Genomic DNA, 13,343 nt, shown 5'->3' on the forward strand with positions numbered 1-13,343 from the left:
CTTGCTATACACTTTTCACAAGAAAACTCTAAAATTCACTCTAACTAAGCAATCAACCTGGAGTTGACTATACTCAGCCCATTAGGCTTAGGGAGTTAGCATGTTTGATATTTTAATCGTCGATGATGTGGCAGAAAATCTGCAAATGTTGCAATTAATTTTGAAGTGTCCTCGATTTAGAATACGAGCTGCAACTAGTGGTCATACTGCTTTGCAACTCATTGAAAATCAATTACCCGATCTGATAATCACAGATATTAAAATGCCTAACATGAGTGGCGTGGATTTGTGTCGACTTTTAAAAGCAGATAAGCGAACAAGCCACATACCTCTCATGTTTGTAAGTGCTTACACCGATACAGATAATATTGTAGAGGCATTAGAGGTAGGAGGGGTTGATTACATTAGCAAACCCTTTAGACCCGCAGAAATTAATGCGCGTGTGAATACGCAAATAAAATTATTAGAGGCAAATGCATTACAAGTTAAACGGCAACTCTCAGATGCACTAAACCAAATGGTTGTTGGTGTTGCTCATGAAATCAATACGCCGCTTGGTACAGGGATCACGGCCGCATCTCATTTATTTGGGGTGATTGCTGAATTAACGAAAGAGTTTGAGAATAAAACACTGTCACAAAACTTACTTTCCGACTTATTAATACAGTCTAATGAGAGTATCGAACTCTGTGAAAGAAGCTTGAGTCGTGTGGCTGAGTTTGTCAATTTACTTAAAACCATTTCAAAGGCCGAGGCACCTGCGCAGCCAGGCATGTGTGACCTTGTTGAGGTATTTAAGCAATTGATCAGTCAATATCATTTTGATGAAACGGGCGTAGAGATAAAATTAATGTCGGATCATTCAGTGCTCGATGTGACATTAGATGCAAATTTATTACAATTAGTGATGGGCAATATTATTGAAGATTCTATCAATCATGGTTTGGTAGATAAAAAAGGACCAATTGAAATAATATTACGCGCAAATGAGCAAGAAATAGAAATACACTATACGGATAATGGGATAGGCCTCATTGATATAACGATTGAAGATTTACTTAAGCCGTTTGTCACGTCTCGCAGAGGGAACAGTGGTCACGTTGGTTTGAGTACGCCGGTTGCTGCTAATATCATTAGTGGTGCGTTACAAGGTGGATATACAGTTCGAAGTACCGAGCGAGGTATAGAGTGGATAATAAAAATACCTATGATGCGTTTGCGCTAAATCAAAGTAGTTGTATAAGTGGCAGTGCAGCGGACAAAAGTCCTTATCTGCACTGGTTTATTTATCTATGCTCGCGAGCAATAATAGATTATTTAAATTGATTACTTCAGCCATAAGAATTGGTATTGAAAGTGATTGATTGATCACGCAACAATCTGGGTGGAACCATTATGCAACAACTACCAACAGTCGATTATCGTGCCTCTGACGCCGCGTCTCAATTTGTCGAATCTCTTCGTAATACAGGGTTCGGTGTTTTAAAAAACCACCCGATCCCACAATCGCTCGTCGAATCCATTTATAAAAATTGGCAGGCGTTTTTTAATTCAGAGCAAAAGCATGAGTTTTTATTTAACAAAAACACTCAAGATGGTTATTTCCCACCGGATGTATCGGAAGTTGCCAAAGGCTTCACCGTTAAAGATATTAAAGAGTACTTTCATGTTTATCCAAAGGGGCGTGTACCTGCTCAGTTAGAAGCGGAGATCCGCGAGTACTACCGTTTGGCTAATGAGTTTGCTGCAGAGTTGCTAAGCTGGGTTCAAGCGCAAGCGCCTGAAAATGTGCGCTCTAAATTCTCAATCGATCTAAAAGACATGATTGCTGAGTCAGAGCAAACGCTACTGCGCATTTTGCATTACCCGCCAATGACTGGTGATGAGGAGCCAGGGGCTATTCGTGCCGCTGCACATGGAGATATTAACCTGTTAACTGTATTACCTGCTTCTAATGAACCAGGCTTGCAAGTACAGACTAAAGAAGGCGGTTGGTTAGATGTGCCATGTGACTTTGGTTCATTAATCATTAATATTGGTGATATGTTGCAAGAGGCGTCTGGAGGCTACTTTCCTTCAACGATTCACCGAGTAATTAATCCAACAGGTAAGGGGTCTGAAAAATCTAGGATCTCTTTGCCATTGTTCTTACACCCTCGCCCAGATGTAGAGCTATCTGAACGTTATACGGCAGACAGTTACTTACAAGAACGTTTGCGAGAACTCGGTGTAAAGTAAGCTTAGCTTGAAATCAATGACGAAAAAAAGCCAATCATAAAGATTGGCTTTTTTATGAAGAAAGTAAAAATAGCCGTAATTTTAAGCTATATGTTAGGTGGAGTCGTCAGTAATTGTTATTTCTTTGCTTGATTTCAACAAATTAGGTAAATTTTTCCTGACAATAATCTTAATATGTGCAATATTAGATTTTTTCAATATTGCTCATTTTTAAAAAAAAAGTAATGACAACGCTGTCATTTTATGTGTAACATTAATTCAACATGACTAAACGCTCAGTAAAGAAATAAATAAAATTGAGCTAAACCCCATTTTCATAGAGGTCGCAACATGATGGCTAAACAGGTGCAACAAGACCAATTATATATAGGTATAGACGGCGGAGGGACGAAATGCCGAGCTACTATCTATTCTTTAGAACACGGTGTGTTAGGCACTGGTTTAGGTGGTCCAGCAAACCCGTTGCACGGTCTTGAACGTACTCTCGAGTCTATCATGGTCTCAACACAGCTCGCTTTGCAAGATGCGGGATTACACGTAGAACAAGTCCATTCACTAAATGCAGGCCTAGGACTTGCCGGCGTTAACCTACCTGCATTGTATGACAAAATTATGCAGTGGGATCACCCGTTTCAACAAATGTTTTTGACGACAGACCTTCATACAGCCTGTATTGGTGCTCACGAAGGTGAGGATGGAGCTGTAATAATAACGGGTACTGGTTCGTGTGGGTTCTCGTTGGTGAATGGAAAAACAGTTAATTTTGGTGGCCATGGTTTTGCCCAAGGTGATATGGGTAGCGGCGCTTGGATGGGCTTAGAAGCTGTGAAAGTCGCATTGCTTGATTTAGATGGGTTAGGCCAGCCAACACTTTTGTCGAGCTTATTACTACAGCACTTCAATACAGAAAATGCAATGGGCATTGCTGAGCAAATGGCAGGCCAACCATCAAGTGGCTACGCCAAACTAGCGCGCTTTGTGTTTAGTGCTGCTGAGCAGGGTGATGCGCTGGCGTTAGCAATTGTAAAGCAAGGTGCCGAGTATATTAGCCGTTTAGCGCAGCGCTTATTAGACAGTGGTCCTCCTCGATTATCTATGATCGGTGGCTTAGCTGAACCATTAAGTAAGTGGCTTGCTCCTGAGATTGCAGAAAAAGTAGAACTACCCAAGCAACCGCCAGAGATGGGTGCGATATACTTTGCAATAAACTCTGTTGAGCAACAATTAAATAAGGTCAAGTAATGTCTAGGCAATTATATCGAGCAAAAAAGTTATTTGACGGCAATACATTCATCAGCAACATGATATTTGCTGTTGAAGATGGAAAGATTGCATATCCACATGATGAATTAAGCACTGACTTAATTGAACTTGATGGATTAGTTGTACCTGGCTTTATTGATGTGCAAGTCAATGGTGGTGGTGGGGCATTTTTTAATGCTGAGCAAACAACTAGTTGCTTAGCTAAAATGGTGTCTGCACATGGCCAATTTGGCTCGACAGCACTTATGCCAACGCTCATTACTGACAAAGTGGAAGTAATGGCTAAAGCGGCAGATGCCACGGCAGAAGCTATTGCCAATGGGCAAGCAGGTGTGCTGGGTATTCACTTTGAAGGTCCACATTTGTCACATCCTAAAAAAGGCACTCATAGCGAGCAATATATTCGCTCTATCACAGAGCAAGAGTTTGAAATTTATGCTCGTCAAGACTTAGGCGTGAAAATGGTTACACTGGCGCCCGAAACAGTGCCATTACAAGACATTGAAAGGCTTGTGAGCTTAGGTGTAAAGGTGTGTGTAGGCCATTCAAATGCCGATTACCAAACAACGATGAATGCATTACATGTTGGTGCTGATGGGTTTACTCACTTATTTAATGCAATGTCAGCATTTACCTCAAGAGAGCCTGGCGTTGTTGGTGCTGCGTTATGGGATGATAACTCATGGTGTGGGTTAATTGTTGATGGACATCATGTTCATAGCACATCAGCCAAGCTTGCGCTTAGAGCTAAGCAGCGTGGAAAAATAATGCTAGTGACTGATGCGATGCCACCTGTAGGCACTGATGATATGGAATTTGACTTCTTTGATGGGAGAAAAGTGATCCGCACGGGTGATAGGCTAAACTCAACAACGGGTGAACTTGCGGGCAGTGTTCTTGATATGGCAAGTGCCGTTCGCAATACGGTAAACTGGCTTGACGTGCCGCTATCGGAAAGTTTGCGTATGGCGTCACTTTATCCAGCAGAGTATTTAGGTTTGAAAACGAAAGGCCACCTGCGTGATGGTGCTGACGCAGATTTTGTTGTGTTAGATGATCAAATTTATACTCAAGCGACCTTTATCGCTGGAAAACAGATTTAACTCTCCCTGAGAAAAACCCCGCTGAATTAATAGCGGGGCTTTTTTGCTTTTAAGGCAGCAAAATATGACAACAAAAACTGAAAAAAAACGCTTAGCTTCGCTTGATGCACTGCGAGGCATGGATATGTTCTGGATTTTAGGCGGTCAGTCTATATTCGCAGCATTATTTGTATTGACGGGTTGGCAAGGTTGGAAAGTATTTGAGGCCCATACAGTGCATAGTGCATGGCATGGATTTACATTTTATGATCTAATTTTTCCTCTCTTTATTTTCTTATCTGGTGTTGCTATGGGGTTATCTCCCAAGCGCATTGATCATTTGCCTTTCTCTGAACGTCGGGACTATTACAACAAAGCGTTAAAGCGGCTGTTTTTATTGTCGGCCCTTGGAGTGCTTTATAATCATGGATGGGGCGTTGGAATACCAGCTGCGTTAGATGAGGTACGTTACGCCAGTGTATTGGGGCGCATCGCAATCGCATGGTTTTTTTGTATGCTTTTAGTGTGGCACACCAGCTTACGGATGCTCGCTTTAATTGGCGGAGGTGTGCTGGTCGGCTATTGGGTGCTGTTATGTTTCATTCCTGTGCCGGGCGGAATTGCTGGGGATTTGTCAGCTAAGGGGAGTTGGAATGCTTGGGTTGATTCAATCTTTTTACCTGGGATCAGCTATCAAAATAGACCTGTAGACCCTGAAGGTGTTTTATCTAGTTTACCTGCTATTGTGAACGCGATTGCAGGTGTATTTGCAGGGCGACTTATTGCACAAGCACAAAATGTGGGTCAATGGCATACTGTCGGAAGGTTATTTCTGTTTGGGCTTGTTGCGTTAGGCCTTGGCTGGTTATGGGATTTACACTTTCCTGTAAATAAAGAATTGTGGACTAGCTCATTTGTACTTGTGACAGTTGGTTGGAGTGCCATACTGTTGGCAGCTTTTTATGCTTTGGTTGATGTACTTAATGGTCAGCGTTTTGCTTATCTATTTGTGATTATCGGCGCAAATTCCATTATTATTTATTTAGCATCATCATTGGTCAATTGGGCGTTTGTGTCGCGTAGCGTATTTGGTGGTGTTATCAGTAGTTCACCAGCGCAATGGCAGCCGTTCTTTAGTGTAGTGGCATTACTGGCTGTACAGCTAATCGTTTTACACTGGATGTATAAACGTAAAATATTTGTCAGTGTGTAAATAAGTTTGCCTGTGAAGTCCGCGCCACATGCGGACCTCACCTATTTGAATATGTAATTCCAAAAACTTTCTTCACTTTTACTTTACAAATACTTGTTTTCTGATAATAATGACAGCGTTGTCATAATGGTAATAACCTAAAATTCTATCGTTTTTAGGTTTGATCTGACCTTACTTTGATTGCACGCGAAGTGAGGCTCAGATCCCATTTTTCCTAATTTATAAATCGAGCCCACATTATGCAAATTGTTATTCTTAATGACGCAATCGAAGTTGCAGCCTATGGCGCAGATATTTTTACCGCTCAGTTAAATCGAAATGCAAGGTCCATTTTAGGCTTGGCTACAGGCTCAACTCCTGTTGCTTTATATCAGGCATTGATTGAACGTAATCAAGCTGGAGATGTGAGCTTTAAAGAGGCTACGTCTTTTAACTTAGATGAATATCTTGGCTTAGATGGTAGTCACCCACAAAGTTACCGTCACTTTATGAATAGTCAGCTTTTTGATCATATCGATATAAATAAAGCGCACACATATGTTCCACCGGGAGATGCAAAGAATCCGGTTGCCGCATGTCATGAGTATGAAGAGAAAATTGCAGAAAAAGGCGGTATTGATATTCAGTTGCTTGGTATTGGCCGTAATGGACATATCGGTTTTAATGAACCTTCGTCTGGATTAACGTCAAGAACCCGTGTTAAAACACTAACCAAAGCAACGATTGATGATAATGCACGTTTCTTTAAACCTGATGAATATCAGCCTCATTTGTCTATTACAATGGGTATCGGCACAATTTTAGACGCTAAGAAAGTGGTTTTATTGGCAACAGGTGAAAATAAAGCTGAAGCCATTCAAGCGATGATTGAAGGTCCATTGACTGCAGCTTGTCCGGCATCTGCACTGCAAATGCACCGAGATGCCGTTATTGTTATTGATAAAGCAGCGGCAAGCAAACTTAAAGATATTGAGTTTTACCAACATATTGAAGCTGAAAATCAGAAGCTTCAAGCTTATTTAGCTTCTCTTTAGTGTAAAAAATTACACTGTAATTTTAAGCCCGAAAGGGCTTTTTTTTTATCTATTGATCCAACTTCTTTGGAACATTCTTAATCTCTTGAAATAGTTTTGCTTTATCCTCTGTTATGATAGCGTTGGGCTAAATATTTAACAGGGAACCGTCTGTGCTACATTATACCGAAATGCATTTAAATCGCGCTTCTAGTGAGCGAAAAAGTAACGATTGGATCATTGCGCAAATGCGCGGTGATAGCCATTGGCTTTTGATAGATGACGACAAAAACTTGGTAGACACTGAGACATGCCAGCTCATTACGTTATCATTCAGTGAAGTCAAAGAGTTTCATTTAGATAATGCAGTATTTCTCGGACTTGATGGTCAGGAAAGTTATTTTGCGTTAGATATTAGTAAGAGTGCCAATAAAGATCATCTGACACTCCCTCACGGCGCACATTTTGTGGATATGCGCCAGGTCGGCCCGCAATTACCACCAACTATGGCGTCTGTTGGTGTGTTAGCTAAAGGGCTGTGCTATTGGCACAATACACATCAGTTTTGCGGCCGTTGTGGGACTAAAAATATAAGTGTTGAAGCTGGGCATGCCCGCAAATGCTTAAACCCTGAGTGTCGACATATGACATTTCCTAGAACGGACCCTGCAGTCATAATGTTGGTAACACATATGTTCAGCGATGGTATAGAACGCTGTTTACTTGGTCGTCAAGCTCAATGGCCTGATGGGGTTTATTCGACGTTAGCTGGGTTTGTAGACCCTGCTGAGACGCTTGAACAAGCTGTTATTCGGGAAGTTAAAGAAGAAGCAAATATTGACGTTGCAGAAGTGAAATATTTGGCTTCTCAACCATGGCCGTTCCCAAGCTCTTTGATGCTGGGTTTTATTGCGAAAGCAACGACAACCGATATTGCTGTTGAACAAGATGAACTTGATCATGCACAATGGTTTTCCCGTTCAGAATTAGACGCATTTTTAGAGTGGGGAGTGGATGCTCCAGGTTTTAAGTTAACACGTAAAGATTCAATATCTCGCTATCTTCTAGAACATTGGCGAGCATCTTAAAGGTTAAAATATGAAGAAGAATACAAAATTGATCAGTTCTGGTCGAAAGAGCCAGTATACGCACGGGGTTGTAAATCCAGTCGTGCAAAGAGCCTCTACCGTGGTGTTTGATTCCGTTGCTGAATTACATGAGGCAGTTAAAGGGCGGGGTAACCGTACGTTGTTTTATGGGCGTAGAGGCACGCAAACACATTACGCGTTGCAAGATGCTGTTATGGAATTAGAGAATGCTGCAGGGTGTGCGTTATATCCATCAGGTGCCGCTGCCATTAGTCAATCTTTACTGTCGTTTTTAAAATCAGGCGATCACTTACTCATGGTGGATACTGCTTATGAGCCTACGCGGGACCTATGCGATAAGATTTTATTAGGGCTAGGGATCACGACGACCTATTATGACCCTATGATCGGAGCTGGAATTAAGGCTTTAATACAGCCTAATACTCGGGTGCTTTTTTTAGAGTCTCCTGGTTCCATAACTATGGAAGTACAAGATGTACCAAGTTTGGTTGCGGTTGCCAAGCAACATGATTTAATTACGATGCTAGACAATACATACGGCAATGGCTGGCATTACAAACCGTTGGATCATGGTGTTGATATTAGCATTCAAGCAGCGACAAAATATATTGTGGGTCATTCCGATGTCATGATGGGGGTTGCGGTTGCAAATGAAGCGCTGTGGCCAACATTAAGAGAGCATTCATATCTACTCGGTCAGTGCACATCAGCCGATGATGCGTATTTGGCACTGCGTGGGTTACGTACTATGCCGGTAAGATTAGCACAACATGAAAAAGCTGCATTAAAGGTGGCGCATTGGTTGGAAACTCACCCGCTGGTGGATCATGTTCGTCATCCTGCATTGCCGAGTTGCCCAGGGCATGAGCATTTTATACGTGACTTTACGGGGAGTAATGGACTATTTTCTTTTGTTATGAAGCAAGGTAATCAAAAAGCGATTAACGCATTTTTAGATGGCTTACAGCATTTTAAAATGGGTTTTTCTTGGGGCGGATATGAAAGTCTCGTCACTGCGAATAAGTCGATGGCGGCTCTGCGCACGACAACAGGGTGGCAGGATGGTCCAATAATTCGTTTGCATATTGGTTTAGAAGATGTAGAAGATTTGATTACTGACTTGCAGCAAGCGCTAGAAATATATGAAAGTCATTGTTAAGTAATGAGATTATTAACCTAAAGGTAAGCATTCACGCTGAGTCGTGAATGCTTATTACACAGCATTTATTAGCTATTGCTGCTTATGTAGTCAAGCACAACTTGGTGATGCTCTTTGGTCTTAAATTTATTGAAAACATGCTTTATGGTGCCGTCTTTAGCGACTAAAAAGCTTAGGCGGTGAATGCCATCATACTCTTTACCCATGAACTTTTTTAACCCCCAAACACCAAAAGCATCAGCAATGGCGTGGTCTTCATCTGACAATAAGTCAAAGTTCAGTTCTTTTTTGGTTTCGAAGTTTTTGAGTTTCTTCACTGGATCTGGGCTTATACCCACAGCAACAGTATCTAGCTGAGCGAGTTGCTCTTTATGATCACGTAGCTGCTCAGCCTGTACCGTGCAACCAGGTGTCAGTGCCTTTGGGTAAAAGTAAACTAAAACTTGATGTTCGGCCAGCAAGGTTGCAAGCTCTACAACTTCGTCATTTTGGTTTTTTAAAGAAAATAAAGGGGCGTTACCGCCTGCAGTGAGTGTATTCATTAAAGTTTTCCTTAGCGAATGCGTCTTAATACATAGTCTACGTTGAGTACACCAGAAAGATCTTCGAATTTAATTTTAAATGCGTCTACGTCAACATCTGTTGGAATATTTATTTCAAGCTCACAGCGCATATGAGTTTTGTCTGCTTCTTCATATGTATCTGACTTTAATGAACAAATATTAATGCTTTGTTCTGCGAAGAAGCGTGTCATTTTACTCAGAGTACCGGGCATATCAATACCATGGTACTCAAGTGTGTAGCCTGCACTGAAGTGACTATGTTGATGGGCGCTAGTGCGCTTCATCATGGTTAGTAAGCCAAGTTCCATACTCTTGACTGGGAGCGTATGCTCCACACGGCTAATAGCTGACATATCACCACTGAGCAGCATGATAAAGGTAAATTCATTACCTAAAATAGCGATGCGGCTGTCTATGATATTACAGTGACAATCACTGACTAACTGGGTCAACTCACTGACAATACCTGAGCGATCTTCACCGATGGCTGTTAATACCAGTTGTTGGTTTTCAAAAGCAGTCATTCAAGGTGCCTAAATTTATGCCTATATCACTGAATGCCATAAGACAATGTAGTAATACGACGAATAATTGATATTTAACCAAAAATGGTACCATAGTTGGCGCATTAACACATGGTTGATTTTGTTATAAGCACTTTAAATATGCAATAAATGAACGGCTTTCTTGTGTTTAGTGGCTTGGGAAAGTACCATAGTGTCGTTTTTGCGTTTGTATGAGCTAAGTACTTCATTAATAATGAAACAGTTTAAATTAGGCGTAAATTTATATTTTACAGTGAACCAAATCAGCATTCCTCACTCATAGTAATGAATTAAAAAATAACGGGTTTGCTAAGGAGAATAATCAGTGCAGTATTGGATCCCAAAAGCGTTGACAGTTGGTGTGATTCTTGGTTTGTCTGGGTGTAGTGTATTTGTTAATGATGCGCACAATGAGCGAAATTACCGTGTCAATGACGCCGTTAAAACGCCGGCTCAATTAGAGCAACCATATCAAGATCCAACGTTTCAAATGGATGTAGCAACGTTTAATAATGACCCTGAAGCAAAAAGTTTTCGTCCACCTCAGCAAGTATTGACGCTAGCCGCAGGTAGTTGGGTTGAAGAGAATGAAACCATTGCGCGGGTTTATTTTGATAAAAATGATGGCATTGATGATCTGAATCAATTTATCTGGCGTGCGGTGGATAGTGTCATGGCAAACCATAATACTGACATTTCGTTGGATGAACGTGAAAAGGGTAGTGTTAGTACAAATTGGTATTCTCTAATCAAACCCATTGAAGGGTGGTTTTGGGAAGATAATCAAACAGTTTCTGAACAACAAGTAAAGTTTGTTATTGAGCAAAAAGAACATCAGAGAACTGCGTCTTTAAAAGCCGAGTTAATTGACTATCGAAGTGACAAGCAGCCACTTAACCCATTGCTTCAGCAACAGCTAGAAGTAAGAGCGTTGAATGAAGTTGTTGCTGAGTTCGATTATTTGTACCGCTTATTACAAGTAGAAATGCGTAAGGAGCAGGGTGTCTTGTCTCTGGATATGGGTTTTGATGATAAAGGGTATAGTGCATTTGTTACTGAACAAGACCACGAAATCGTGATAGACCGATTTGCTAGCTTTTTAGAACGTGTTAACTTTACTATCATCAAAATTGACCGAGAGTCAGGTTTGATATCAGTACGCTATGAGAAACCAGATGATAGTGTTTGGGACTCGATTTGGGGCGATGATGCCTTATTACTTCCTCTTAACAGTGGTGATTACACTATTAACGTAGCTAAAACTAAAGAGGCGGCCACATCGCTGACTTGGCGTAACGCAGCGGGTGATGTGTTAGAACCTGAAGTAATGACACAGTTGCAACAAGCGTTATTGGTTGTGCTGCGTGACAAAGGGCTAACTATTTAATCATTCTGTTTTAAAAAAAGAAAAGAGCTTAGGCTCTTTTCTTCGTTTTTGTAGGCAAAATATAATGACAACACAATTAAGTGGCGATAAGTCTATAGACTTTCGCACATTATTCGCTTTTATTGTCCCATCGTTAATCGGTGTTTTTCTATTTATGACTCCGGTTGCGATTGGCGAGGCAATGACCATTCCGATTGCTGTGATGGCTAAATCTTTACAGACTTTTGTTGCTCCTTTTATCAGTGAGCTGATCCTTGGCATCATTTGTTTAACCGGCATGATGAGTGCTGTTATTAAAGTGGTAAAACCTAATTGGTTACAAAGAGCACCATTAGTACAGCATCTCTTTGATGTGAGTTGGATATGGTTAATAACGCGGTTGTTTGGTGCTGCGTTTATAATTATGACTTTCTTTAAAGTTGGTCCTGAGGTTATCTATTCAGAGCACACTGGTGCTTTGGTTTTAAATGATTTATTACCCGTACTGTTTTCTGTGTTTATTTTAGCGGGCTTATTACTCCCTTTATTATTGAACTTTGGGTTATTGGAGCTGGTTGGAACCCTACTCACACGTGTTATGCGCCCTTTGTTTGGTGTACCGGGCCGCAGTGCTGTGAATTGTGTGGCATCATGGTTGGGTGATGGCAGTGTGGGTATATTGATGACGGCACGTCAATATGAAGATAAGTATTATACCCAACGAGAAGCTGCTGTGATAGGCACAACCTTTTCGGCAGTATCAATTACATTCTGTCTTGTTGTTATTGGCCAGGTCAAACTAGAGCATTTGTTTGCACCTTTTTATTTGACTGTTTGCTTAGCGGGTTTTGTTGCTGCGATCATTGTGCCGCGCTTGCCGCCGCTACGGTTTAAAAAAGATATTTATATTGATGGGACGCCAGTTGATATCGATGCTGAGTCAGTACCAGAAGGAAAGACACTATTTACCCACGCACTCGACGTTGCTTTAACGAAAGCGAAAAAAGCGCCAGGTGTCAAAGGTACTTTACAAGAAGGTGTTACGAATGCGCTTGATATGGTTTTTGCTGTTTTACCTGTGGTGATGGCGGTGGGGACATTTGCACTGATAGTGGCTGAACATACCAGTATATTCCAAATTTTAGGTACTCCATTTGTACCTTATTTAGAGCTGTTACAGGTGCCCGAAGCCGCGCAGGCTGCGCAAACAATTGTGGTTGGTTTTGCCGATATGTTTATACCTTCGATATTGGCTGCCAGCAGTATTGATAGTGACGTCACTCGCTTTATTGTTGCGGCAATGAGTGTGACTCAATTGATTTATATGTCAGAGGTAGGTGCTTTGTTACTTGGCAGTAAAATACCAGTGAATCTATTCGAGCTATTTGCTATTTTTGTGCTAAGAACGTTAGTGACTTTGCCTGTGATCGCATTGATGGCACATTGGTTGGTTGGGTAGCCAGCAAAGAACCGGCATAAGCTAGACGGCAGAAGAAAGGCGCTTAATCAGTGCCTTTTTTTTTGTCATCACTTTGCAATTGTTTGTCTAACTTCTTTTTGACTTCAAACTTAGTAGCATATTTCAATAATGCGATATTGCTCCAAATAATACCGAGCACGCCAGCGATAATTAAGATGACTTGCCAAGTTTCTAACTGCTGCATAGGGTTCTCCTAATTATAGATGTCCTTTATTGTACTGTGCTTTATGTAAAAAGCGAGTGCCCAATGCGCTGCCAGCTAACGATGAATTAAATCAATGTAAAATTATGCTTTTTTACAAAGCAATTTTG

At 41.2% G+C, this 13,343-nt stretch carries 13 protein-coding genes; 10 read left to right on the forward strand and 3 right to left on the reverse strand.

What is annotated here, in order from left to right; translation table 11 throughout:
* Window positions 1-100: 100 nt before the first annotated feature.
* From BGP78_RS13710 to BGP78_RS13745, 8 genes are all read left to right on the forward strand, one after another.
* Complete coding sequence (locus BGP78_RS13710) at window positions 101-1,225, forward strand: hybrid sensor histidine kinase/response regulator (protein WP_119861897.1); 1,125 nt, start codon at window positions 101-103, stop codon at window positions 1,223-1,225.
* Window positions 1,226-1,395: 170 nt separating this feature from the next.
* Window positions 1,396-2,238, forward strand: coding sequence for an isopenicillin N synthase family oxygenase (locus tag BGP78_RS13715; RefSeq protein ID WP_119861898.1), 843 nt, complete (start codon window positions 1,396-1,398; stop codon window positions 2,236-2,238).
* A gap of 330 nt (window positions 2,239-2,568) precedes the next feature.
* Complete coding sequence (gene nagK / locus BGP78_RS13720) at window positions 2,569-3,480, forward strand: N-acetylglucosamine kinase (RefSeq protein WP_119861899.1); 912 nt, start codon at window positions 2,569-2,571, stop codon at window positions 3,478-3,480.
* On the forward strand, window positions 3,480-4,604 hold the full coding sequence (gene nagA, locus BGP78_RS13725) for an N-acetylglucosamine-6-phosphate deacetylase (protein WP_119861900.1): 1,125 nt from the start codon (window positions 3,480-3,482) through the stop codon (window positions 4,602-4,604). The genes nagK and nagA overlap by 1 nt, the downstream gene beginning before the upstream one ends.
* 64 nt (window positions 4,605-4,668) lie before the next feature.
* Window positions 4,669-5,796: a transmembrane glucosamine N-acetyltransferase NagX gene (nagX, locus tag BGP78_RS13730; protein WP_119861901.1), complete on the forward strand. Its 1,128-nt coding sequence runs from the start codon at window positions 4,669-4,671 to the stop codon at window positions 5,794-5,796.
* Between the two features lie 239 nt (window positions 5,797-6,035).
* On the forward strand, window positions 6,036-6,830 hold the full coding sequence (nagB, locus tag BGP78_RS13735; protein WP_119861902.1) for a glucosamine-6-phosphate deaminase: 795 nt from the start codon (window positions 6,036-6,038) through the stop codon (window positions 6,828-6,830).
* Between the two features lie 152 nt (window positions 6,831-6,982).
* The gene (gene nudC, locus BGP78_RS13740; protein ID WP_171041124.1) at window positions 6,983-7,897 is read left to right on the forward strand and encodes an NAD(+) diphosphatase; all 915 of its coding nucleotides are present in this window, start codon (window positions 6,983-6,985) and stop codon (window positions 7,895-7,897) included.
* A gap of 10 nt (window positions 7,898-7,907) precedes the next feature.
* The gene (locus BGP78_RS13745; RefSeq protein ID WP_119861903.1) at window positions 7,908-9,077 is read left to right on the forward strand and encodes a cystathionine beta-lyase; all 1,170 of its coding nucleotides are present in this window, start codon (window positions 7,908-7,910) and stop codon (window positions 9,075-9,077) included.
* A gap of 68 nt (window positions 9,078-9,145) precedes the next feature.
* On the opposite strand, the gene bcp is transcribed toward BGP78_RS13745, so the two are convergent.
* Both bcp and BGP78_RS13755 read right to left on the reverse strand, forming a co-directional pair.
* The gene (bcp, locus tag BGP78_RS13750; protein WP_119861904.1) at window positions 9,146-9,619 is read right to left on the reverse strand and encodes a thioredoxin-dependent thiol peroxidase; all 474 of its coding nucleotides are present in this window, start codon (window positions 9,617-9,619) and stop codon (window positions 9,146-9,148) included.
* 11 nt (window positions 9,620-9,630) lie between these two features.
* Window positions 9,631-10,164 carry a glycine cleavage system protein R gene (locus BGP78_RS13755; RefSeq protein ID WP_119861905.1) on the reverse strand — a complete coding sequence of 178 codons (534 nt, stop codon included), beginning with the start codon at window positions 10,162-10,164 and terminating at the stop codon, window positions 9,631-9,633.
* A 346-nt stretch (window positions 10,165-10,510) separates the two neighbouring features.
* Here BGP78_RS13755 and bamC point away from each other — a divergent pair, with 346 nt between their 5' ends.
* Both bamC and BGP78_RS13765 read left to right on the forward strand, forming a co-directional pair.
* On the forward strand, window positions 10,511-11,572 hold the full coding sequence (bamC, locus tag BGP78_RS13760; RefSeq protein WP_119861906.1) for an outer membrane protein assembly factor BamC: 1,062 nt from the start codon (window positions 10,511-10,513) through the stop codon (window positions 11,570-11,572).
* 64 nt (window positions 11,573-11,636) lie between these two features.
* Complete coding sequence (locus tag BGP78_RS13765) at window positions 11,637-13,010, forward strand: YjiH family protein (RefSeq protein WP_119861907.1); 1,374 nt, start codon at window positions 11,637-11,639, stop codon at window positions 13,008-13,010.
* Between the two features lie 43 nt (window positions 13,011-13,053).
* On the opposite strand, the gene BGP78_RS13770 is transcribed toward BGP78_RS13765, so the two are convergent.
* Window positions 13,054-13,215 (reverse strand): DUF2897 family protein, encoded by a 162-nt coding sequence (locus tag BGP78_RS13770; RefSeq protein WP_119861908.1) that lies wholly within the window; start codon window positions 13,213-13,215, stop codon window positions 13,054-13,056.
* Window positions 13,216-13,343 lie beyond the last annotated feature (128 nt).

The organism is Pseudoalteromonas sp. MSK9-3, from assembly GCF_003590335.1.
Classification (GTDB): Bacteria; Pseudomonadota; Gammaproteobacteria; order Enterobacterales; family Alteromonadaceae; genus Pseudoalteromonas.

Bases quoted from the DNA above. Each gene is read 5' to 3' on its own strand.
- nagB (WP_119861902.1), top strand. From the start codon at position 6,036: ATGCAAATTGTTATTCTTAATGACGCAATCGAAGTTGCAGCCTATGGC.
- BGP78_RS13745 (WP_119861903.1), top strand. From the start codon at position 7,908: ATGAAGAAGAATACAAAATTGATCAGTTCTGGTCGAAAGAGCCAGTAT.
- nagK (WP_119861899.1), top strand. From the start codon at position 2,569: ATGATGGCTAAACAGGTGCAACAAGACCAATTATATATAGGTATAGAC.
- bcp (WP_119861904.1), bottom strand. From the start codon at position 9,619: ATGAATACACTCACTGCAGGCGGTAACGCCCCTTTATTTTCTTTAAAA.
- nagX (WP_119861901.1), top strand. From the start codon at position 4,669: ATGACAACAAAAACTGAAAAAAAACGCTTAGCTTCGCTTGATGCACTG.
- BGP78_RS13710 (WP_119861897.1), top strand. From the start codon at position 101: ATGTTTGATATTTTAATCGTCGATGATGTGGCAGAAAATCTGCAAATG.
- BGP78_RS13770 (WP_119861908.1), bottom strand. From the start codon at position 13,215: ATGCAGCAGTTAGAAACTTGGCAAGTCATCTTAATTATCGCTGGCGTG.
- BGP78_RS13765 (WP_119861907.1), top strand. From the start codon at position 11,637: ATGACAACACAATTAAGTGGCGATAAGTCTATAGACTTTCGCACATTA.
- BGP78_RS13715 (WP_119861898.1), top strand. From the start codon at position 1,396: ATGCAACAACTACCAACAGTCGATTATCGTGCCTCTGACGCCGCGTCT.
- nagA (WP_119861900.1), top strand. From the start codon at position 3,480: ATGTCTAGGCAATTATATCGAGCAAAAAAGTTATTTGACGGCAATACA.
- BGP78_RS13755 (WP_119861905.1), bottom strand. From the start codon at position 10,164: ATGACTGCTTTTGAAAACCAACAACTGGTATTAACAGCCATCGGTGAA.